The organism is Pseudomonas sp. BW16M2, assembly GCF_014268865.1.
GTDB lineage: Bacteria > Pseudomonadota > Gammaproteobacteria > Pseudomonadales > Pseudomonadaceae > Aquipseudomonas > Aquipseudomonas peradeniyensis.
Genome location: NZ_JABWRI010000014.1, coordinates 12,624 through 33,633 on the forward strand (window position 1 = coordinate 12,624; position 21,010 = coordinate 33,633).

Here is a 21,010-nt window from a genome sequence, read left to right on the forward strand (position 1 = left end):
TCCTCGCGGGGCAAGCCCACTCCCAGCATATCTGTGGGAGCAGGCTTGCCCCGCGATCATTTCCGGACCTGTGCCATGCACCCCACCTTCGCCTCCCTCAGCCTCGCCCACCTGCGCACCCTCGACTGCCTCCTGCAACTGAAGAACCTCAGCCACGCCGCCGAGCGCCTGGGCTGCAGCCAATCGGCCCTGAGTCGTCAGCTGGCCAGCCTGCGCGAGGCCTTCGACGACCCGCTGCTGGTGCGCCAGGGCCGTGGCTATGTGCTCAGCGAGCACGCCGAGGCGCTGGTCGAGCCGTTGCGCCAGGTGCTGGAAGAACTCAACGCCCTGCGCCAGCCCGCGGCGTTCGACCCGGCGCGCTGCGAGCGGCGCTTCTGCCTGGCGGCCTCCGACTATGTGGCCGAACACATGCTGCCGCAGTTGGTGAACGTGCTGGAGCAGGAGGCGCCGGGGGTGTCGCTGGAGTACCGCACCTGGCAGGCCGGGCAGTACGCCTTGCTCGCCAGTGGCGAGATCGACCTGGCCACCACGTTGTTCGACGAGTCGCCGCCCAACCTGCATGGCCGGTTGCTGGGCGAGGACCGGGCGGTGTGCCTGATGCGCCGTGATCATCCGCTGAGCGCCCGCGTCGCGCTGAGCCAGGACGATTACCTGGCCTTCCAGCACGTGCGGGTGTCAGGGGGCGGCGACAAGGACAGCTTCATCGACCGTCATCTGCGCGCCCAGGGGCTGCAGCGGCGCATCAGCCTGGAGGTGCCGTTCTTCAGCGCCATGGTCCAGGTGCTTGGCAATGGCCAGGCTCTGGCCACGGTGCCCGAGCACATCGCCCGGCAACTGGCGCGACTGCACGGCCTGAGCTGGCGGCCGATGGGCTTCATCGACCACACTCAGCGCTACTGGGTGGTGTGGCACCAGCGCCTGCAGGCCTCGGCCGAGCACCGCTGGTTGCGCAACCGGGTGTTCGAGGTGTGGCGCCAGTCGCAGTTCGGCGTGCAGGGTGGGCATGCGCCTTCGCCATAGCAGCTATGCGCGAAGCGGGGTTATTCGCAGGCCGGCGGGCGCCTAGACTGCGGGCATTGTGTTGCCTGTGCCGGCCCTTTCGCGGGGCAAGCACAGGCAGCGGACACCTCTCAGGAGAACGCGCATGACCCCAGAAGAGTTTCGCCAGTACGGCCACCAACTGATCGACCTGATCGCCGACTACCGCCAGACCGTCGGCGAGCGTCCGGTCATGGCCCAGGTCCAGCCGGGCTATCTCAAGGCCGCGTTGCCCGAGGGCGCGCCGCAGCAGGGTGAGCCATTTGAAGCCATCCTCGCCGACGTCGACAAGCTGGTGATGCCCGGCCTGTCCCACTGGCAGCACCCGGACTTCTACGGCTACTTCCCCTCCAACGGCACCCTGTCGTCGGTGCTCGGCGACTTCCTCAGCACCGGCCTGGGCGTGCTCGGCCTGTCGTGGCAGTCCAGCCCGGCCCTGAGCGAGCTGGAGGAAACCACCCTCGACTGGCTGCGCCAACTGCTGGGCCTGAGCGGGCAGTGGAGCGGGGTGATCCAGGACACCGCCTCGACCAGCACCCTGGTGGCGCTGATCAGCGCCCGCGAGCGCGCCACCGACCACGCCCAGGTGCACGGCGGCCTGCAGGCCCAGGCCAAGCCGTTGATCGTCTACGTCAGCGCCCACGCCCACAGCTCGGTGGACAAGGCCGCGCTGCTGGCCGGTTTCGGCCGCGACAACATCCGCCTGATCCCCACCGACGCGCGCTACGCCATGCGTCCTGAGGCACTGCGCGAAGCCATCGAGCAGGACCTGGCCGCCGGCAACCAGCCCTGTGCCGTGGTCGCCACCACCGGCACCACTACCACCACCGCGCTGGACCCGCTGCGCCCGATCGGCGAGATCGCCCAGGCCAACCAGCTGTGGCTGCACGTGGACTCGGCCATGGCCGGCTCGGCGATGATCCTCCCGGAATGCCGCTGGATGTGGGACGGCATCGAGCTGGCCGACTCGGTGGTGGTCAACGCCCACAAGTGGCTGGGCGTGGCCTTCGACTGCTCGATCTACTACGTGCGCGATCCGCAGCACCTGATCCGGGTGATGAGCACCAACCCCAGCTACCTGCAGTCGGCGGTCGATGGCGAGGTGAAGAACCTGCGCGACTGGGGCATCCCGCTGGGGCGTCGGTTCCGGGCGCTGAAACTGTGGTTCATGCTGCGCAGCGAAGGGGTCGAGGCCCTGCAGCAACGCCTGCGCCGCGACCTGGAAAACGCCCGCTGGCTGGCCGCCCAAATCGAGTCGACGGCGCAGTGGGAAGTGCTGGCGCCGGTGCAGTTGCAGACCCTGTGCATCCGCCATCGCCCGGTGGGCCTCGAGGGCGAGGCGCTGGATGCCCACACCCGCAGCTGGGCCGAGCGCCTCAACGCCTCGGGCGATGCCTACGTGACCCCGGCAACCCTGGACGGGCGCTGGATGGTGCGGGTGTCGGTGGGGGCGCTGCCGACCGAGCGTGAGCATGTCGAGCGGCTGTGGGCCCGGTTGCAGGCGGTGGTGGCCGAGTAACGCGGAAAATCCAGGCGCTGGACCCTGTCGCGGGGCAAGCCCGCTCCCACGTGTTTGTGGGGGTGGCCTTGCCCCGCGACACGTTTTGCAAGGCTGACAGAGCAAGGCTATCACCCCCCAATAGCGCCTCTATTAGACCTCTGTCCAGGCTCGACTAGTCTTTCTGCTGGTTCCGCGAAAAGCCGGTGCACAGGCGTGCCCGGCCACAACTGATGAGGAGTGGCGCGCTTGCGGGCGCGCCTGTTCCAACACCTGGCAGCGAAAATACAAGAACGCCCGGAAATCTGAATTGAACCGACCCAAAAGGTAGAAGCAGATGGCGAACGAATCGAAATGCCCGTTCCATCAGACCGCCGGTGGCGGCACCAGCAACCGTGACTGGTGGCCTGACCAGCTCAACCTGAAGATCCTCCACCAGCACTCCAGCAAGTCCGACCCCATGGACCCGGACTTCGACTACGCCAAGGCGTTCAAGAGCCTCGACTTCCAGGCCCTGAAAAAAGACCTGACCGCCTTGATGACTGACTCACAGGACTGGTGGCCGGCCGACTTCGGCCACTATGGCCCGCTGTTCATTCGCATGGCCTGGCACAGCGCCGGCACCTACCGTATCGGCGACGGCCGTGGCGGCGCCGGCTCCGGCCAGCAGCGCTTCGCCCCGCTCAACAGCTGGCCGGACAACGTCAGCCTGGACAAGGCCCGGCGCCTGCTGTGGCCGATCAAGCAGAAGTACGGCAACAAGATCTCCTGGGCAGACCTGATCGTGCTCACCGGCAACGTCGCCCTCGAATCCATGGGCTTCAAGACCTTCGGCTTCTCCGGTGGTCGCGCCGATGTGTGGGAGCCGGACGAAGACGTGTACTGGGGCTCGGAAAAAGTCTGGCTCGGTGGTGACACCCGCTACGGCAAGGCCGAGGCTCCGGGCAAGGGCGACCTGGTGGCCGAGCCGGCCAAGCGCCCGGAAGAGCAGGGCCGCAACCTGGCGGGCGAGCGCAACCTGGAGAACCCGCTGGCCGCCGTGCAGATGGGCCTGATCTATGTGAACCCGGAAGGGCCGGAGGGCAATCCTGATCCGGTCGCCTCGGGCAAGGATATTCGTGACACCTTCGGCCGCATGGCCATGAACGATGAAGAGACCGTGGCGCTGATCGCTGGTGGCCACGCCTTCGGCAAGACCCACGGTGCCGGCCCCGCCGACAATGTCGGCGCTGAGCCGGAAGCGGCGGGCCTGGAACAGCAAGGCTTTGGCTGGCACAACAAGTTCGGTACCGGCAAGGGCGGCGACACCATCACCAGTGGCCTGGAAGTGATCTGGACCTCGACCCCGACGAAGTGGAGCAATGAGTACCTCAACAACCTGTTCAACTTCGAGTGGGAGCTGACCAAGAGCCCGGCCGGTGCCCACCAGTGGCGGCCGAAGGATGGTAAGGGAGCAGGGACCGTGCCCGATGCCCATGACCCCGGCAAGAAGCACGCGCCATCGATGCTCACCTCCGACCTGGCGCTGCGTTTCGACCCCATCTACGAACCCATCGCCCGGCGCTTCAAGGACAACCCCGACCAGCTCGCCGACGCTTTCGCCCGCGCCTGGTACAAGCTGATCCACCGCGACATGGGCCCGCTGGCCCGCTACCTCGGGCCGGAAATGCCCAACGAGGAGCTGCTGTGGCAGGACCCGCTGCCCAAATCGGGACCGCAACCGAGCGACGCCGATATCGCCGCGCTCAAGGCCAAGGTGCTGGCTTCGGGGCTGAGTGTCCCTGAACTGGTTTCCGCCGCCTGGGCCTCGGCCTCGACCTTCCGCGGTTCCGACAAGCGCGGTGGCGCCAACGGCGCGCGGTTGCGCCTGGCACCGCAGAACGGCTGGACGGCGAACCAGGGCCTGGACAAGGTGCTGACGGCACTGGAGAAGATCCGCAGCGAGGGCGGTAACAAGATCTCCCTGGCCGACCTGATCGTGCTGGCCGGCAGCGCGGCGGTGGAGAAGGCCGCCAAGGATGCCGGGCACAACATCAGCGTGCCGTTCCATCCGGGGCGCGTGGATGCCTCGCAGGAGCAGACCGACGTCGAGTCGTTCGCCGTGCTCGAGCCGCTGGCCGACGGTTTCCGTAACTTCAGCAAGGCCCGCTACAGCGTCAAGGCCGAGAAGCTGCTGCTGGACAAGGCCCAGTTGCTGACCCTCACCGCACCGGAGCTTACCGTGCTTATCGGCGGCCTGCGGGTGCTCGGCGCCAACCATGGCGGCAGCAAGGACGGCGTGTTCACCGACAAGGTCGGCGTGCTCAGCAACGACTTCTTCCGCAACCTGCTGGACATGGGCGTGGAGTGGAAGCCGACCTCGGCCGACAACGAGGCGTTCGAAGGCCGTGACCGCAAGAGCGGTCAGGTGAAATGGACCGCCAGCCGGGTCGACCTGGTGTTCGGCTCCCATGCGCAGTTGCGTGCCCTGAGTGAGGTGTATGGCAGCAGCGATGCCAAGGACAAGTTCGTCAAGGACTTCGTGGCGGCATGGGTGAAGGTGATGGAGCTGGACCGCTTCGACCTGGCCTGAGGAAAGGCGTGGGAGATGTTTGTGGGAGCGGGCTTGCCCCGCGATGAGGCCTGAACGGTTGATGGCCATCATCGCGGGGCAAGCCCGCTCCCACGAGAAGCCGCAGGACAATCAGCTACAGGTCCTGCGACACCCCAGGCTGGTCGCTGCCTGGGGTGTCCTCATGCAATGAAGCCTGCGAGGTTTCCGGCAACGCCAACCCGCCCACCAACGCCAGCAAGGCAATCACCACCAGGTAGAAGGCCGGTGCCAGGCGGCTGCCGCTCTGTTCGATCAGCCAGGTCGCCACCAGCGGCGCGGTGCCGCCGAACAGGGTGTAGGCGACGTTGTAGGTGATCGCCGAGGCGGTGTAGCGGCTGCGGGTGGGGAAGCATTCCGACAGTAGCGCGGCAGTGACCACGCCGCTCATCAGCGCGCCGATGGCCAGCAGGATTACCCCCAGCAATGCCCCCGACAGCGAACCGGAACTGGCCAGCCAGTAGGCGGGGAACACCGCGAGCATCACCCACAGGCAGGTGAAGCCGATGGTCCGGCGCCGGCCGACGCGGTCGCTGAAGGCACCCGCCAGCGGGCAGCCGGCGGCGGCGAACAGCAGGGCCACGGTCGAGACCAGCAGCGCCTGGGCGCGGCTGAGGTGGCCGACCGTCTGCAGGTAGGTGGCGAAGTAGGTGGTGAACATGTAGAACGACAGCGCCGTCAGCGAGATGAACGCGCCGAGGTTGCGGATGGTGCGGCCGTGGTGGCGCAGGGTGTCGCCCAGCGGCGAGTGCGCGTGGGCCTTGCCTTCGGCCAGCGCCTGGCGAAACGCCGGGGTCTCCTCCATGCGCCAGCGCAGGTACAGGCCCACCAGGCCCAGGGGCGCGGCCACCAGGAACGGCACGCGCCAGCCCCAGGCATTCATCGCCTCGGGCGTGAGGCTGGCTTCCAGGCCGTAGGCGATGACCGCCGCGCAGGCGAAGGCGCTGAATGTCGAGACCGGCACGAAGCTGCCGTAGAACGCCCGCCGGCCCCGTGGCGCGTGCTCCATCAGGTAGGCGCAGGCGCCGGCATATTCGCCGCCCGCGGAAAACCCTTGCAGGCAGCGGGCAAGAGTGAGCAGCAGCGGGGCCAGCACGCCGATGCTGGCGTAGGTCGGCAGCAGGCCGATCAGGGTGGTGGAGCCGGCCATCAGCAGGATGGTCAGCGACAGGATGCGCTTGCGTCCGAGCCGGTCGCCCAGCGCGCCGAACACGATACCGCCCAGCGGGCGCAGGGCGAAGGCCACGGCGAACACGGCGAAAGTCTTGAGCAGGGCGACGCTGGCGTCCTCGCTGGCGAAGAACTGGCTGGCGATCAGGGTGGCGAGAAAGCCGTAGACGGCGAAGTCGAACCATTCGACGAAGTTACCGATGGCCGAGGCGGCGATCACCCGCCGCAAGGTGGCGGGCGGGACCTCATGGGGGATGGACATGGATGCTCTCCGTTGCTCTGGCAGCCTGGGCGGATGCGGCGCGCTCGGGGCGCGCCGTCGTTGTTGTGCGGCCAGTAGACAAGCGGCAGAGCGAGGAGGCTTTGTCGGGGGCGACCTCCGGATATCCGTTAGCACCGCCCCCATCGTTCTCAGGGTTGCGCCAGCGGTCTCGGCAGGCGCGGCATCAGTACCAGGGGGGCGATCACCTCGACCTGGTCATTCTCGAACAGGCCTTCGGGCACGGGTGGATAGGTGGTGTGCCAGCATTGGCGCTCGACCAGTTGCGCCAGCTGGTTGAAGTCGGAGGCAACGGTCAGCACGGGCAGCAGCCGTTCGACGGCGGGAGAGCTGCGCATGGCCTTGCAGGCGATGGGGCGGTTGTTGCGGTCCAGGGAGAGCTTGAGCGTGACCACGCCAACCAGGGTGCCCTGGTTGGCGGCATCGATCCGGTTGATCAGCGCGCTCTGCATCGCGGTTGTGAACGCGGTCATGTTGGCGGCGTCGACCTTGGCGCTTGCCTGGGGGGGGGCACTGCAGGCCATGAGGGTCGCCAGGCCGAGGGCGGCGAGGGGCAGCAGGGTGAGGCGGTGGTTCTGCGACACGGAAACATCCTTGGTTGAGCGCTTCGGTACGTTCATGTACCAGGTTGGAAAAGGGCTGAGGCCTGCTGGATGAACGAGGCCGGGGCGATGATCTTCAGGGAACAGGTTGCGGTCATTGCCGATCGCAACGTGCAGGTAGCGGCCAGGTGTGCGATGCGCGCAGGTTCTTGAGCGACTCGGGAACATCGATCGGCAGCTCGTCAGGACCGAGCAACGTCTCGATTTCACCAACGCTGCGCAGATACGGGTCGAGGTCGGTGCCCAGCCCGGCCTGGTGCGGGATCCACCAGGCGATGACCTGGGGCTGGCCCTGGTCATTCTCGGTCAGCAGGACCTTCCAGAACACCTCGGGCGTGGCGATGCCGTGGGACGTGACGAAGGCGTCGTTATCCAGCGCAGCGCCGGCATGACCGAACACCACGCCACCGATCACCGTCACCGGGTGCAGGTCGCGGTAGCACTCGGTGAGCAGCTCGGTCTGGTACCAGGTGCGGCTGTTGTGCGAAGCCAGTTGCGGGACGATGTTGCTCATCAGGTTGGAGGCATCCATCGCCGCGCGGTCGTCGTCGAAATGATTGTTGGCCGCCAAGTGTCCGCGGTGGTAACCCTTGGGAATCGAGTAGGCCTTGGCCGAGAACTGACCCCTGCAACCCTCGGGCAGGCTACGGTCGATACGGAAGTTGTCGATGCGCTGCAAATGGCCCTGGTCTTTCCATAGGGTGAACGCGAAGCGGTGCGGCTCGCCGCGCTGGCAGTCGTACCAGAGCCGGAAGCGGCCGTGATCGAGCAGGGTGAGCAGCGGTGCGGCAGGTTCTGGAGCTGGCGGGGAGGGCAGGCGCGGGGCGCAGGAGGTCAGGCTGAGGGCCAACAGCAGGAACAGCAAACGGCGCATGGCGCGTCTTCCTTGATCAAAGGCGCGCGATGGTACAACAGTCTGCGGATTGGTTGCCTGTGAAAGGGGTGGCCATCAGGCATGAAAAAGCCCGGCCTTTACGGGCCGGGCTCAAGCAACGGTGGACTGCCGACGCATTCAGTTCAGCGAGTCGATCACCTTGATTGCCTGCCGCTCGCGGGCGGCGGGCCATTCTTGTTGCAGGGTCTGCAGCACGCGACCGACGAAGGAGGTGTCGGCGGCGGCCTTCCTGCCGACGTAGCCCTGGCCACGGCGGTAGACCTTGAAGCGGGCGCGCATGCTGGGCATGTGCGATTCGAATTCGGCTTCGACCGTGTTCGGCGGCAGGCGATCCAGGCGGACCTCGCCGGACTGGCTGACCCACAGCAGGTGGTCGTCGAGGCTGTCCTTGCGTGCGGCGAACAGCCGGGCCAATTGGTCGATGGTTGGATTGTTGTTCAAGTTCATCATAAAGCCCCCATTACTCTCATTCGTTGGTGAAGTTCGGCTGAAGTTCACATTCGGCGCCACACCATGTAGCGCGCTAACCAAGGCTGCTACAGCAGCATCGCAACAGGGGCTTTCTCACGCTGCCTTCTGGGCAGTTTCCCTCTCCACGGACGGCCTGCGTTACCGCGCAGGCCGTCTGGAACACCCTTGCCACCGCTCCCGATCGGGGAGACGGCCTCATCATGCACAAGGCGCGGGAAGGGCGTCAACCGTTTTGTAGTGATTATTTTTAGTCACTACATCTTGTCGGACAATCCTGCCGGTTCTGTCACGCCAGTCCGTTGTCGCCGTGCTCGAGGTAGCCGGGGCGTTGCCGCAGTCGCTCATGATAGGCCTCCAGCGCCGGCAGCTCCGCGTGCTCCAGCGGGGTGCGCCGCCAGCGGTTGAGGGACAGGCCGATGGCCACGTCGGCGAGGCTGAAGGCGTCGCCGGCGACATAGGCGCCGGTGGCCTGCAGACGTGTTTCGAGCAGGCGCATCCTGGCCGTCCATTGGGCGCTGCTGGCAGCCAGCAACGTGGGATCCTGGTGCGCCGGCGACTGGCGCACCAGCGACATGAACGGGTAGCGCCAGGCGTCGTTGAGGTCGGTGGCCTGCCAGTCGAGCCACTGGTCCACTGCGGCGCGGGCGCGCGGGGCGCCGGGGTAGAGCGACTCACCGCCGTACTGGTTGACCAGGTAGCGCAGGATGGTATTGGACTCCCACAGCACGAAGTCGCCGTCGACGATCACCGGCACCATGGCGTTGGGGTTCAGCGCCAGGAACTCGGGGGTGTCGGTGGCGCGAAAGCCGCTGCCCCAGTCTTCGCGCTGGAACGGCAGGTTCAGCTCGGCGCAGGTCCACAGCACCTTGCGCACGTTGATTGACGAGGCCTTGCCCAGGATCTTCAGCATGTCACGGCTCCAGGCTGGAAAGGATGCGTTGCGCGGCGCGCACGCGTTCTTCGTTGGGGTAGTTGCGGTTGGCCAGCAGCACGATGCCCATCTGCCTGGACGGCACGAACGCCACGTAGGCACCGAAGCCGCCGGTGGCGCCGGTCTTGTTGTACCAGGCGGCGGGCTCGGCGGGCAGCGCCGGGTTCAACGCCTGGATCGGGTTTTCCCCGCGGATGATCTTGGCGCCGTTGTATTCCAACAGGGTGTCGAGGCTGACCGGGTAGGGGTAGCGCTCCCAGCCCAGACCCTGGGTCATCGCGCCGACCTGGAAGTAACCGGACTGGGTGATGGCGATGGCCTTGCGCATGGCCGGGTCGAGGGTGTCCGGCTGCAGCTGCAATTGCACATAGCGCAGCAGGTCGCTGGCACTGGTCTTGATGCCGTAGGCCTGCTCGGCGTAGGGGCCCGGGTTGACCCGCACCGGCTTGTCATTGGCGTCGTAGCCTTGCGCGTAGAGCCCGCGGGCACTGGCTGGTACCTCCAGGTAGGTGTGCTTGAGCCCAAGGCGGGGCAGCACCTGTTGGGTCATCAGTTCGGCGAAGGGCCGTTGTTGGGCGCGGGCCGCGAGGTCGCCGAACAGGCCCAGGCTGGGGTTCGAGTAGCAGCGGTGGGTACCGGGCGCGAAGCGGCGTTGCCAGTGCTGGAACCAGGTCAGGGTCTGGGCTGGCGTCTTTATTTCATCGGGGAACTGCAAGGGCAGGCAGTCGCCGCTGTAGGCACCCAGCTCCAATACGTTGGCGCTGCCGATCGAGGCTTTGGCCAAGGCCGGTTGGTAGCGGCTGGCGGGGGCCGCAAGGTCGAGCTTGCCTTCGGCGCTGGCCAGGGCGGCGAGGGTGGCGGTGTAGGTCTTGCTCACCGAGCCGACTTCGAACAGCGTGTCGCGGCTCACTGCCTGGCGGCTGGCCTTGTCGGCCAGGCCGTAGTTGAAGAAATGCGACTGGCCGTTGGCGTACACCGCCACGGCCATGCCGGCGATGCCTTGCTCGCGCATGAGCGGTGGGATGACGCCATCGACGGTGGCTTGCAGGTCGTTGGCCAGCAGCGGCGGCGCGGCCAGCGTCAGGGTGGCGGCCAGCAGCAGGTGTGGGGGGCGTTTCATGGTGGGGCGTTCCTTGTCGTGGATCAGGGGCGTGGCAAAGCGAGGTGTCCGTTGGGCGACACCGACAGGGGTTCCGGCGTTAGCGGCACAAAGGCCAAGACCTTATCGTCCAGGCTTGCACAAAGACAAGACGGAAACTGAGATGAGATATCTACGGATGCTGTTCGACAACTTCACCCTGGCCCTGCTCGGGGTGGTGTTCATCGCCACTGTGCTGCCGTGCTCCGGCGAGGGCGCGCTGCTGTTCGGCTGGCTGACCAACCTGGCCATCGGCCTGCTGTTCTTCCTGCACGGCGCCAAACTGTCGCGCGAGGCGATCATCGCCGGTGCCGGTCACTGGCGCCTGCATTTGCTGGTGTTCTCCTGCACCTTCGTGCTGTTCCCGTTGCTGGGGCTGGCGTTCAAGCCGCTGTTCGTGCCGTTGGTGGGCAACGAGCTGTACCTGGGCGTGCTGTACCTGTGCGCCTTGCCGGCCACGGTGCAGTCGGCCATCGCCTTCACCTCGCTGGCCCGGGGCAACGTGCCGGCGGCGATCTGCAGCGCGGCGGCCTCGAGCCTGCTGGGGATCTTCCTGACGCCGCTGCTGGTGATGCTGCTGCTGGGCGCCTCGGGCGACACCGGCTCCGGGCTGGATGCAGTGCTGAAGATCACCCTGCAGTTGCTGGTGCCCTTCGTCGCCGGGCAGGTCGCCCGCCGCTGGATCGGCGCCTGGGTCAAGCGCAATGCGCGCTGGCTGAAGGTGGTGGACCAGGGCTCGATCCTGCTGGTGGTTTACACCGCCTTCAGTGAAGCGGTGGTCACCGGCCTGTGGCACACGGTGTCGCCGCAGCACCTGGCCGGGCTGTTCGCCGTATGCGGGATCCTGTTGGCGGTGGTACTGCTGGGCACGCGGTTGCTCGGGCGGCTGCTGGGATTCAATGTCGAGGACCGCATCACTATCCTGTTCGCCGGCTCCAAGAAGAGCCTGGCGACGGGCGTGCCCATGGCGCAAGTGCTGTTCGTGGGAGGCGGCATCGGGGCGATGATCCTGCCGTTGATGCTGTTTCATCAGATCCAGCTGATGGTCTGCGCGGTGCTGGCGCAGCGGTATGCGGCGCGGGTTGAGGCGGGGCATCCGGAGGCGAGCGTCACGCTGAAATGATGCGCTGCGCTCACTGACTCACCAATGTCTGCAATCGCGCCAGCGCTGGCCCTTCGCGCTGGCGGTCGAAAACCTGCAGCGACACTTCCAGCATTGCCCCCGGCGCACGCGACAGGCGTTGTTCACAGCGCAGGCGCAAGCGCCCCTGGTCACATTCGAACTGCCTGACGCCGGGCTTCGCGCCGCCCTCCAGGCGCAGTTCGGCCAAGCGCCCCTGGGCCGCCAGCAGAGCCAGCCCCTTGTCGCGCAACAGCCCGTTGCCCTGGGTCATCAACCCGGTGGTGCGCACGGCGGCGGCCATGGCCACGGCGACGATGGTCAGCGCCACCAGCACTTCGATCAGGGTGAAACCGGCCTCGGTGGTGCGCACGGGAACTCCATTCGCGCAGGGCAAAGCGGCACTGTAGAGCGGCGCGATGACAGTTTGACGTCGTTGACTCCCGAGCTTTTTCAATATCCGTGACATACCGGCTTGCCACAATCGGCCCCCGATTCGAACTCACGCAAGGAATGCCGAGATGCAGATCGCCCGCCGCAACATGCCCGCCCAGCGTATCCGCCAACAGGGTTTTACCCTGATCGAGATCATGGTGGTGGTGGTGATCCTCGGGATCCTCGCGGCGATGGTGGTGCCCAAGGTGCTCGATCGCCCCGACCAGGCCCGGGCCACCGCGGCGCGGCAGGACATCGGCGGGCTGATGCAGGCGCTCAAGCTGTACCGGCTGGACAACGGCGCCTACCCCAGCCAGAACCAGGGTCTGAAGGTGCTGGTGGAAAAGCCGGCCCAGGCCAAGGACGGCCAATGGCGCGCCTACCTCGACCGCCTGCCCAACGACCCATGGGGGCGCCCGTACCAGTACCTGAACCCGGGCGCCAACGGCGAGATCGATGTGTTCTCACTGGGCGCCGACGGCCAGGCCGGCGGCGACGGGGTGAATGCCGATCTCGGCTCCTGGCAGTTGTGACCGGCCATGGCGCGCCAGGAGGGCATGGCCGTGATCAGTGCGTTGCTGATCGCCGCGGTAGTGGCGGTGATTGCCGCCGGCATGATCGAGCGTCAGGGCTTGCTGACCCGTCAGGTGGAGAATCGCCAGTTGGCATTGCAGGGCCAGTGGGCCCTGGAAGGCGGCCTGCAGCTTAGCCGTCAGGTGCTGCTCGAACAGCGCCTGCGCGATCCTCTGGTGCGCGGCGGCCAGCCCTGGTCCCGACCGATGCGCGATGTGCCGTCCGGCAGCGTGCGTTTCGACGGGCAACTGGAGGACGAGCAGGGCAAGTTCAACCTGCGCAATCTGGTGGTCGATGGCCAGGTGGATGCCGAGGCGCTGGCGACCTTCCAGCGTCTGTGCGCGTTGATCGGGATCAATGAGCGACTGGCCACGGCCATTGCCGGGCAGGTGATCGACAGCTACCCACAGCGCTTGCTGGCCACGCCCTCCAATCCCGGTCTGGGCCTGGACAGTGGCCGTGCGACTTCACCGTCCAGCACCACCGCAGCGTTGCCGGCCAGGCGCCCGATGCTGCGCAGCGTCGAGGCCCTGGCTGGGCTCAAGGGCATGGATGGCGAAGCCCTGGCGCGCCTGCGCCGGTTCGTCACGGTGCTGCCGGCGCTGACCTGGGTCAACGGCAACACCGCCAGTGCCGAGGTGTTGGCCGCCCAGGTACCGGGCCTGTCGCTGCAGCAGGCCGCCGCGTTGGTGGCCGAACGCGATGGCGGGCGCTGGTTCATCAATCGCGGCGATTTCGTCAATCGCCTGCGCATGCCATCCCTGGCCATGGCCAATGTGCGGGTGGGGATCAACAGCGACTGGTTCCGCCTGCATGGCCTGGCGCGCCTGGGCAATCGCGAGCTTGCCCTGCAGGCGCTGCTGCGCCAGCGCGAGGGGCAGTTGCCGGATGTCATTTGGCGGCGGGTGGGCGCATGAATACGGCCATGGAAGTGTGGCTGGCACCGCTGGCCGAACTGGATGAGGCTTCGCTGCTGGATTATCGCCTGGCGGATCGGCGTGGGCAGGCGAGCCGTGGGCAACTGCTCCGGGAGGCCAAGGGTGCACCCTGGCGTCTGCACCTGCACGAGCAGGATAGCCTGGCCTTGGATATCGCCATGCCGCCCCTGACCGGCAAGCGCCTGTCGGCGGCAGTGGGCTGCGCGGTGCAGGGGCTGGTGCTGGGGGATGCCGGGCAGGTCCATGTCGCCCACGGGCCGCGTCGTGTCGATGGGCAGGTCGCGGTGGCCTGGCTCGGCTTGGCGGAACTGGCACGGCTGCAAGCGTGGCTGCAGATCGGTGGGATCAAGCCGGCCGGGTTGCACGCCCGTCAGGACGATGCACCGTCGGCGGCGGATCTGTCCGGCGGCCTGGTCGGGCCGGCGAAGCCGATGGCCTGGGGACGCACGCTGGGCATCTGGGCGGCGGCGACGCTGGTCTGGTGCCTGGGCCTTAATCTTTACGCGGTTCATCTGGCTCGCGAGGGCGAAGCATTGCGTACCCGCATGGTCACTCAGGTGCGCATGGCCTTCCCACAGTTGCCGGTTGTGCTCAACCCGTTGCAGCAGGCGCGCCAGCAGTTGCAGGGCGGGCAGGGTAGCGCGGCGGCGGGGCTGACGGCATTGCTGGAGGGGGCCGGGCAGGTCATGCCGTTCCTGGCCGGCAATGTCGAGGCCATGGATTACCAGGATGGCCAGCTGCGTATTACCCCCTTGCCCGACGGCGGCAAGGCCCCGGCGGGCAGCGCCTGGCAGGCTGATCTTGCCGCCCGTGGCATCGATGGCCAGGCCAGCGGCCAAGGCTGGACACTGCGCGCGACCAACCCGTCTGGCGAGGAGCTGGCCCATGTCGACTAAGGCGCGCCTGGCTACCCTGCGTGCACAGGCGCGGCAGCGCTGGCAAGCCCTGGCCGCGCGGGAACGTCGTGCCGTCGCCCTGGGCGGCGGCTTGCTTGGGGTGCTGTTCTGCTGGCAGGTGCTGGTCCAGCCGGCCCTGGCCAAGATCGACCACTGGCAGGCCGAGACACCCAAACTGCGCGGCCAGGCCCAGGCGCTTGACGCCCTGCTTGGCGAGCGTCTGGCGCAGCGCCCGGCAGACATCGCTCTGGCATTGCGCCAGAGCCTGGAACAGGCGGGTCTGCTGGCACAGACACACCTCGACGCTGACGGCGATGCCTGGCGCCTGAGCTGGCAGCGAGCGCCGGCCGAAGCGGCGATGGCCTGGCTACAGGGCGTACCGCCACGGCTGGGACTTGGCATCGGCCAACTGGCGCTGCGCCGCGACCCGGCTACCGAGCCGGGCAGCCCGGTGACCTTCTCCGGAACCCTTCGCATGGATCAGGCGCATGGCGCTAAGGACCCTTCATGACGTGCCTCCGTTCACCGCGACTGCCGTTCGCGCCCTTGCTCCTGGCCTTGGCGCTCAGCGCCTGCAGCAGCGCGCCGAGTGTGCAACGCCCCTTGGCCAGCAGCGAGCTGGGTCGCCCGTTGGCCGAGGCCAGTACCTCGACGGGTGTGCTGGACCATCGTGCGCAGCCCGAGGCGCAGATCCGCCCGGCAACGCGTCAGCCTGCCCCTCGGGTCGGTCAGCGCCACAGTCGTGCCGTGGCAGCGCCGCCCCAGGCCAATCCACTGGGTGACCAGCCGGTACAGCTGAACTTCGTCGACGCCGATATCCAGGCCGTGGTGCGCGGCCTGTCCCGTGCCACGGGGCGGCAGTTCCTGGTCGATCCGCGGGTCAAGGGCCAGCTGACCCTGGTCTCCGAGGGCGAGGTCCCCGCCAGCAAAGCCTATGGCATGCTGTTGTCGGCCCTGCGCATGCAGGGTTTCAGCGTGGTCGATGTCGGCGGCGTGGCCCAGGTGGTGCCCCAGGCTGACGCCAAGCTGCTCGGCGGCGCGCTGGTGACCGGGGACCGCGACGCCGGCAACGGTATGGTCACCCGTACCTTCCGCCTGCAGTACGAGAACGCCGTCAACCTGATCCCGGTGCTGCGCCCGATCGTCTCGCCCGACAACCCGATCAACGCCTACCCCGGCAACAACACCCTGGTCGTCACCGACTACGCCGAGAACCTCGAACGGGTGGCGCAGATCCTCGACCGGGTCGACATTCCCACGGCCATCGACACCGACGTGGTGGCGATCAACAACGGGATCGCCAGCGACATCGCCGGCATGGTCAACGAACTGCTCGACAGCCAGGGCAGTGACCCGACCCAGAAGATCAGCGTGCTGGGCGACCCGCGCTCGAACAGCGTGGTGATCCGCTCCGGCAGCCCCGAGCGCACCCAGCTGGCACGTGACCTGATCTACAAGCTCGACAACGCCCAGAACAGCGCCGGCAACCTGCATGTGGTGTACCTGCGCAATGCCCAGGCCGACAAGCTGGCGCAGAGCCTGCGCGGGCTGCTGACCGGCGAGAGCGACAGTGCCGGCAACGACGCCACGCGCGCGCTGCTCAGCGGCGGCGGCATGCTCAGCGGCGGCAGTGGCAACGGCACCAGCGGCAATGGCAGTAGCGCGCAGGGCAACAGTGCCAACAGCAACGCCAATGCCAGCCGCAGTAGCAACCAGAGCGCCGGCACTACACCGAATGGTTATGGCAGCAGCACCCAGCAGAACGACCAGGGCACCGCGTTCTCCGCCGGTGGCGCGACCATCCAGGCCGACAAGACCACCAACACGTTGCTGATCTCCGCGCCCGAGCCGCTGTACCGCAGCCTGCGCGAAGTCATCGACCAGCTCGACCAGCGCCGCGCCCAGGTGGTGGTGGAAAGCCTGATCGTCGAGGTCGGCGAGGACGATGCCAACGAGTTCGGCATCCAGTGGCAGGCCGGCAACCTTGGCAAGAATGGCGTGTTTGGCGGCGCCAACCTCGGCGGCAGCGGCCTGGTCAAGGGACCCAGCAGCATCGACGTGCTGCCCAAGGGGCTGTCGGTAGGGGTGGTCGACGGCACGGTGAAGATCCCGGGCATCGGCGAAGTGCTTGACCTCAAGGTGCTGGCCCGGGCGCTGACGAGCAAGGGCGGCAGCAACGTGTTGTCGACACCCAACCTGCTGACCCTGGACAACGAGGCGGCGAGCATCTTCGTCGGCCAGACCATCCCCTTCGTCAGCGGCCAGTACGTCACCGACGGCGGCGGCAACAGCAACAACCCGTTCCAGACCATCCAGCGCGAGGAGGTGGGGCTGCGGCTGAACGTGCGTCCGCAGATCTCCGAGGGCGGCACGGTCAAGCTGGACGTCTACCAGGAGGTCAGCAGCGTCGACCAGCGTGCCTCCAGCGCGGCCGGCACGGTGACCAACAAGCGTGCCATCGACACCAGCATCCTGCTCGACGATGGCCAGATCATGGTCCTGGGCGGCCTGCTGCAGGACGGCTACACCCAGACCAACGAGGGCATTCCGTGGCTGTCCGGGCTGCCGGGGGTCGGTGCGTTGTTTCGCAGCGAGCGCCGCGCCAGCAACAAGACCAACCTGATGGTGTTCCTGCGTCCGTACATCGTGCGCGATGCCGCAGTCGGGCGCAGCATCACCCTGAACCGCTACGATTTCATCCGCCGCGCCCAGGGCAGTCTCAAGCCCGAGCACTCCTGGGCCTTGCCGGACATGGACATGCCGCTATTGCCGCCGGTGGAGCAGGGCGTGCCTGATCAGGGCCGCACCCAGCCGGCGGCGCTGCGTGCACCACGGGCCGCGATTCGCGCGGTACCGGTGGACGAGGTGGCGCGTTGAGCCGCCTGCCATACGCCTGGGCCAAGGCCCAGCGCCTGGTGCTGCGGGTGGACGGTGAGGCCGGGGCGCTGCTGTCGCGCTGCCCGTCGAGCCCGGCCTGGGCAGTGGCCGAGGTGCGCAGGCGTCATGGCCCGGCGCGGGTCGAGGCGCTCGACGATGCGCAGATGGATGCGCTGCTGGTCAGCGCCTACGCCGACACCGGCAGCGCGGCGGCGGTGGTGGGCGCGGCGGAGAACGAGGTGGACCTGGATCGCCTGCTGCAGGACATCCCGGAAGTCACCGACCTGCTCGAGGCCCAGGATGATGCGCCAGTGATCCGCATGATCAACGCCTTGCTCACCCAGGCCGCGCGCGACCAGGCCAGCGATATCCATATCGAGCCGTTCGAGAGCCACTGCCTGGTGCGCTACCGGGTCGACGGAACCCTGCGCGACGTGGTCTCGCCGCGCAAGGCGCTGCACGGCGCGCTGGTGTCGCGGATCAAGATCATGGCGCAGCTGGATATTGCCGAAAAGCGCCTGCCCCAGGACGGCCGCATCGCCCTGCGCGTTGCCGGGCGACCGATCGATATCCGCGTCTCCACCGTGCCCACCGGTCATGGCGAGCGGGTGGTGATGCGCCTGCTCGACAAGCAGGCCGGGCGCCTGCGCCTGGAGGCGCTGGGCATGGACGCCAGCCTGCTGGAGCGGCTCGATCAGTTGATCCGTCAGCCCCATGGCATCGTGCTGGTCACCGGCCCCACCGGCTCAGGCAAGACCACCAGCCTGTACGCCGCCCTGGCACGGCTGGACGCCAGCGTCAGCAACATCCTCACCGTGGAGGATCCGGTGGAATACGACCTGCCGGGCATCAGCCAGATCCAGGTCAACGCGCGCATCGACATGAGCTTCGCCGTGGCCCTGCGCGCCATCCTGCGCCAGGACCCGGACGTGATCATGATCGGCGAGATCCGCGACCTGGAGACCGCGCAGATCGCCGTGCAGGCCTCGCTGACCGGGCACCTGGTGCTGGCCACCCTGCACACCAACGATGCGGTGTCGGCGGTCAACCGCCTGATCGACATGGGCGTCGAACCGTTCCTGCTGGCCTCGGCGCTGCTCGGGGTGCTGGCCCAGCGCCTGGTGCGCCGGTTGTGCCCGCACTGTCGCGAGCCCGACCCGACAACGCCCGGGCAGTACCGCGCGGTGGGCTGTGCGCATTGCAACCATTGCGGCTACAGCGGCCGTACCGGCATCCACGAGTTGTTCTGCGTGGACGACGAGGTCCGCAGCCTGGTGCACCAGGGCGCGGACGAACAGGCCCTGCGCGCCGCCGCCCGGCGCAATGGCATGCGCAGCATGCGCGAGGACGGCCAGCGCTGGGTCGACAGCGGCAGCACCTGCCTGGAAGAGATCCTGCGCGTGACACGGGACGCCTGATGAACCGCTATCGCTATGAAGCCGCCGACGCCCAGGGCCGCGTGGTCAAGGGCCTGCTCGAAGCCGACAGCCAGGGGGCGGCGATGGCCCAGCTGCGCGCCCTGGGCCTGACCACCCTGGAGGTCGAAGTCCAGGCTGCGGCCGGGCAGGGCGGTGGCTTGTTCGGTGCGAAGCTGTCCGACGGCGACCTGGCCTGGGCCACCCGTCAGCTGGCCAGCCTGCTGGCCGCCGGCCTGCCGCTGGAGGCGGCGCTGGGGGCGACCCTGGAGCAGGCCGAGCGCAAGCATGTGGCGCAATTGCTGGGTGCGGTACGCGGCGACGTGCGCAGCGGCATGCGCCTGGCCGATGCCCTGGCCGAGCGGCCGAGGGATTTCCCCGATATCTACCGGGCACTGGTGGCGGCGGGCGAGGAATCCGGCGACCTGGCCCAGGTGATGGAGCGCCTGGCCGACTACATCGAGGACCGCAACACCCTGCGTGGCAAGATCCTCACGGCATTCATCTACCCCGGGGTGGTGGGACTGGTGTCGGTGGGCATCGTCATCTTCCTGCTCAGCTACGTGGTGCCGCAGGTGGTCAGCGCCTTCACCCAGGCGCGCCAGGACCTGCCTGGGCTGACCCTGGCCATGCTGGCGGCCAGTGACTTCGTGCGAGAATGGGGTGTGCTGTGCTTCGCCCTGATGGCCGGAGCGTTCTGGGGCTGGCGGGTCTACCTGCGCGCCCCGGCGGCGCGCCTGGCGTGGCATGGGCGGATCCTGCGGCTGCCGTTGTTCGGGCGCTTCGTGCTGGGCCTGAATACGGCGCGTTTCGCCTCCACCCTGGCGATCCTCGGCAGCGCCGGGGTGCCGCTGCTGCGGGCACTGGAGGCGGCGCGCCAGACCCTGGGCAACGACCGCCTCGACCAGTGTGTCAATGAGGCCACGGCGCGGGTGCGCGAGGGCGCCGGGCTGGCCTCGGCGCTGGCGGTGGAGAAGGTCTTTCCGCCGCTGCTCATCCACCTGATCGCCAGCGGCGAGAAGACCGGCAACCTGCCGCCGATGCTCGACCGCGCCGCCGACAGCCTGGCCAAGGACATCGAACGCCGCGCCATGGGCATGACCGCGCTGTTGGAGCCGTTGATGATCGTGGTCATGGGCGCGGTGGTGCTGCTGATCGTCATGGCCGTGCTGATGCCGATCATCGAGATCAACCAGCTGGTGCAATGACCTGTTGCGCCACCTGCCACACCTGCTGGCGGAACCAGTGGCGCAAGGGATCGGCGTGGGTGCGCGCATGCCAGATCTGCATCACCTCGACCCGTGGCAGCACCAGGGGCAGGGCGTGCAGGCGCAAGCCGGGATCGCGTTCTACTGCCTCCATGGCCAGCGAGCGCAGGCAGGTCAGCAGCAGGTCGGTGCCGCGCACCAGGCGCGTGGGAGCGATGAAACTGGACAGCCCGGCCACCACCCGGCGTTGCCGGCCGAGGGCCCGCAGGGCCTGGTCGACCCGGCCGTCGAGATCGCCGCTCAGGGTTGTCAACAGGTGCTCGCAGGCCACGAATGCCTCCAGGGTCAGGCCGTCGATCAGATGCGGGTTGTTGGCGGCGGCCAGCACCACGAAGTCCTCGCTGAGCAGGCGCTGCTGGTGGAAGGTGTCCGGCAGGTCGCTGTAGAAACCGGCGATGGCCAGGTCGCAGGTGCCTTTCTCCAGCGCCTCGCGGGGCAGGTCGCCACGGGTGTTGTGGGTGACCAGGGTCAGGTTCGGCGCCTGGCCGCGAAGAATCGGCAGCAGCCCGGGCAGCAAGGTCTGCTCCAGGTAGTCGGTGCTGTACAGGTGCAACTGGACCGGGCGTTCAAGGAAGTGCTCGCCGTCGCAGCGGCTGAAGAAGTCCTGCAGGTGCCCGATCAACTGCCGCACCTCGGGTGCCAGCTCGTGGGCCCTGGGGGTGGGCGTGAGGCCGCGTGGCGCGCGCACGAACAGCGGGTCGCCGAACTGATGGCGCAGCTTGTTGAGCTTGTGGCTCAGGGCCGGCTGGCTTAGCGCCAGGCGTTGCGCGGCACGGGAGGCGCTGCGCTCTTCGTAGAGCACCTGAAACAGGTGCAGCAGGTTGAGGTCCTTGTTGCTGATATTCATAAATTGAATCGCAGGAATAAATGCTTTC

General features: G+C 67.7%; 19 protein-coding genes. 11 read left to right on the plus strand and 8 right to left on the minus strand.

Annotated features, from left to right (window positions below):
• Window positions 1–75 precede the first annotated feature (75 nt).
• From HU735_RS14410 to katG, 3 genes are all read left to right on the plus strand, one after another.
• Complete coding sequence (locus tag HU735_RS14410; protein WP_186714044.1) at window positions 76–1,020, plus strand: LysR family transcriptional regulator; 945 nt, start codon at window positions 76–78, stop codon at window positions 1,018–1,020.
• A 124-nt stretch (window positions 1,021–1,144) separates the two neighbouring features.
• Window positions 1,145–2,557, plus strand: coding sequence for a DOPA decarboxylase (locus tag HU735_RS14415; RefSeq protein ID WP_186714045.1), 1,413 nt, complete (start codon window positions 1,145–1,147; stop codon window positions 2,555–2,557).
• A gap of 316 nt (window positions 2,558–2,873) precedes the next feature.
• Entirely contained in the window at window positions 2,874–5,108 is a 2,235-nt protein-coding gene (gene katG, locus HU735_RS14420; RefSeq protein ID WP_186714046.1) for a catalase/peroxidase HPI, read from the plus strand.
• A gap of 115 nt (window positions 5,109–5,223) precedes the next feature.
• Here katG and HU735_RS14425 read toward each other — a convergent pair whose 3' ends face one another.
• The 6 genes from HU735_RS14425 to ampC all read right to left on the minus strand — a co-directional run bounded on the left by HU735_RS14425 (window position 5,224) and on the right by ampC (window position 10,595).
• Window positions 5,224–6,558 carry an MFS transporter gene (locus tag HU735_RS14425; protein WP_186714047.1) on the minus strand — a complete coding sequence of 445 codons (1,335 nt, stop codon included), beginning with the start codon at window positions 6,556–6,558 and terminating at the stop codon, window positions 5,224–5,226.
• Between the two features lie 149 nt (window positions 6,559–6,707).
• Window positions 6,708–7,160, minus strand: coding sequence for a hypothetical protein (locus tag HU735_RS14430; RefSeq protein WP_186714048.1), 453 nt, complete (start codon window positions 7,158–7,160; stop codon window positions 6,708–6,710).
• A 112-nt stretch (window positions 7,161–7,272) separates the two neighbouring features.
• Window positions 7,273–8,052: a DNA/RNA non-specific endonuclease gene (locus HU735_RS14435; protein WP_186714049.1), complete on the minus strand. Its 780-nt coding sequence runs from the start codon at window positions 8,050–8,052 to the stop codon at window positions 7,273–7,275.
• 138 nt (window positions 8,053–8,190) lie between these two features.
• Window positions 8,191–8,523 carry a hypothetical protein gene (locus tag HU735_RS14440; RefSeq protein ID WP_186714050.1) on the minus strand — a complete coding sequence of 111 codons (333 nt, stop codon included), beginning with the start codon at window positions 8,521–8,523 and terminating at the stop codon, window positions 8,191–8,193.
• A 307-nt stretch (window positions 8,524–8,830) separates the two neighbouring features.
• Complete coding sequence (locus tag HU735_RS14445) at window positions 8,831–9,454, minus strand: glutathione S-transferase (protein ID WP_186714051.1); 624 nt, start codon at window positions 9,452–9,454, stop codon at window positions 8,831–8,833.
• 1 nt (window position 9,455) lies between these two features.
• Window positions 9,456–10,595: a class C beta-lactamase gene (gene ampC, locus HU735_RS14450; RefSeq protein ID WP_186714052.1), complete on the minus strand. Its 1,140-nt coding sequence runs from the start codon at window positions 10,593–10,595 to the stop codon at window positions 9,456–9,458.
• A 142-nt stretch (window positions 10,596–10,737) separates the two neighbouring features.
• Between ampC and HU735_RS14455 the strand changes: the two genes are divergently transcribed.
• Window positions 10,738–11,736 carry a bile acid:sodium symporter family protein gene (locus HU735_RS14455; RefSeq protein WP_186714053.1) on the plus strand — a complete coding sequence of 333 codons (999 nt, stop codon included), beginning with the start codon at window positions 10,738–10,740 and terminating at the stop codon, window positions 11,734–11,736.
• 10 nt (window positions 11,737–11,746) lie between these two features.
• On the opposite strand, the gene gspI is transcribed toward HU735_RS14455, so the two are convergent.
• Window positions 11,747–12,106: a type II secretion system minor pseudopilin GspI gene (gene gspI / locus HU735_RS14460; RefSeq protein ID WP_346655366.1), complete on the minus strand. Its 360-nt coding sequence runs from the start codon at window positions 12,104–12,106 to the stop codon at window positions 11,747–11,749.
• Window positions 12,107–12,254: 148 nt separating this feature from the next.
• Here gspI and gspG point away from each other — a divergent pair, with 148 nt between their 5' ends.
• The 7 genes from gspG to gspF are packed head-to-tail and all read left to right on the plus strand — an operon-like array spanning window position 12,255 to window position 20,075.
• Entirely contained in the window at window positions 12,255–12,701 is a 447-nt protein-coding gene (gene gspG / locus HU735_RS14465; RefSeq protein ID WP_186714055.1) for a type II secretion system major pseudopilin GspG, read from the plus strand.
• A 24-nt stretch (window positions 12,702–12,725) separates the two neighbouring features.
• Window positions 12,726–13,658: a type II secretion system minor pseudopilin GspK gene (gspK, locus tag HU735_RS14470; protein ID WP_238349821.1), complete on the plus strand. Its 933-nt coding sequence runs from the start codon at window positions 12,726–12,728 to the stop codon at window positions 13,656–13,658.
• Entirely contained in the window at window positions 13,655–14,575 is a 921-nt protein-coding gene (gspL, locus tag HU735_RS14475) for a type II secretion system protein GspL (RefSeq protein WP_186714057.1), read from the plus strand. The genes gspK and gspL overlap by 4 nt, the downstream gene beginning before the upstream one ends.
• Window positions 14,565–15,086: a type II secretion system protein GspM gene (gspM, locus tag HU735_RS14480; RefSeq protein WP_186714058.1), complete on the plus strand. Its 522-nt coding sequence runs from the start codon at window positions 14,565–14,567 to the stop codon at window positions 15,084–15,086. Before gspL ends, gspM begins: the two co-directional genes overlap by 11 nt.
• Window positions 15,083–17,452, plus strand: coding sequence for a type II secretion system secretin GspD (gene gspD / locus HU735_RS14485; protein WP_186714059.1), 2,370 nt, complete (start codon window positions 15,083–15,085; stop codon window positions 17,450–17,452). Before gspM ends, gspD begins: the two co-directional genes overlap by 4 nt.
• Entirely contained in the window at window positions 17,449–18,870 is a 1,422-nt protein-coding gene (gene gspE / locus HU735_RS14490) for a type II secretion system ATPase GspE (RefSeq protein WP_186714060.1), read from the plus strand. Before gspD ends, gspE begins: the two co-directional genes overlap by 4 nt.
• Window positions 18,870–20,075, plus strand: coding sequence for a type II secretion system inner membrane protein GspF (gspF, locus tag HU735_RS14495; protein ID WP_186714061.1), 1,206 nt, complete (start codon window positions 18,870–18,872; stop codon window positions 20,073–20,075). The genes gspE and gspF overlap by 1 nt, the downstream gene beginning before the upstream one ends.
• On the opposite strand, the gene HU735_RS14500 is transcribed toward gspF, so the two are convergent.
• Window positions 20,056–20,982, minus strand: coding sequence for a LysR family transcriptional regulator (locus HU735_RS14500; RefSeq protein ID WP_186714062.1), 927 nt, complete (start codon window positions 20,980–20,982; stop codon window positions 20,056–20,058). The genes gspF and HU735_RS14500 overlap by 20 nt on opposite strands.
• Window positions 20,983–21,010 lie beyond the last annotated feature (28 nt).

Bases quoted from the DNA above. Each gene is read 5' to 3' on its own strand.
- HU735_RS14410 (WP_186714044.1), top strand. From the start codon at position 76: ATGCACCCCACCTTCGCCTCCCTCAGCCTCGCCCACCTGCGCACCCTC.
- HU735_RS14415 (WP_186714045.1), top strand. From the start codon at position 1,145: ATGACCCCAGAAGAGTTTCGCCAGTACGGCCACCAACTGATCGACCTG.
- katG (WP_186714046.1), top strand. From the start codon at position 2,874: ATGGCGAACGAATCGAAATGCCCGTTCCATCAGACCGCCGGTGGCGGC.
- HU735_RS14425 (WP_186714047.1), bottom strand. From the start codon at position 6,558: ATGTCCATCCCCCATGAGGTCCCGCCCGCCACCTTGCGGCGGGTGATC.
- HU735_RS14435 (WP_186714049.1), bottom strand. From the start codon at position 8,052: ATGCGCCGTTTGCTGTTCCTGCTGTTGGCCCTCAGCCTGACCTCCTGC.
- HU735_RS14440 (WP_186714050.1), bottom strand. From the start codon at position 8,523: ATGATGAACTTGAACAACAATCCAACCATCGACCAATTGGCCCGGCTG.
- HU735_RS14445 (WP_186714051.1), bottom strand. From the start codon at position 9,454: ATGCTGAAGATCCTGGGCAAGGCCTCGTCAATCAACGTGCGCAAGGTG.
- ampC (WP_186714052.1), bottom strand. From the start codon at position 10,595: ATGAAACGCCCCCCACACCTGCTGCTGGCCGCCACCCTGACGCTGGCC.
- HU735_RS14455 (WP_186714053.1), top strand. From the start codon at position 10,738: ATGAGATATCTACGGATGCTGTTCGACAACTTCACCCTGGCCCTGCTC.
- gspG (WP_186714055.1), top strand. From the start codon at position 12,255: ATGCAGATCGCCCGCCGCAACATGCCCGCCCAGCGTATCCGCCAACAG.
- gspK (WP_238349821.1), top strand. From the start codon at position 12,726: ATGGCCGTGATCAGTGCGTTGCTGATCGCCGCGGTAGTGGCGGTGATT.
- gspL (WP_186714057.1), top strand. From the start codon at position 13,655: ATGAATACGGCCATGGAAGTGTGGCTGGCACCGCTGGCCGAACTGGAT.
- gspM (WP_186714058.1), top strand. From the start codon at position 14,565: ATGTCGACTAAGGCGCGCCTGGCTACCCTGCGTGCACAGGCGCGGCAG.
- gspD (WP_186714059.1), top strand. From the start codon at position 15,083: ATGACGTGCCTCCGTTCACCGCGACTGCCGTTCGCGCCCTTGCTCCTG.
- gspF (WP_186714061.1), top strand. From the start codon at position 18,870: ATGAACCGCTATCGCTATGAAGCCGCCGACGCCCAGGGCCGCGTGGTC.
- HU735_RS14500 (WP_186714062.1), bottom strand. From the start codon at position 20,982: ATGAATATCAGCAACAAGGACCTCAACCTGCTGCACCTGTTTCAGGTG.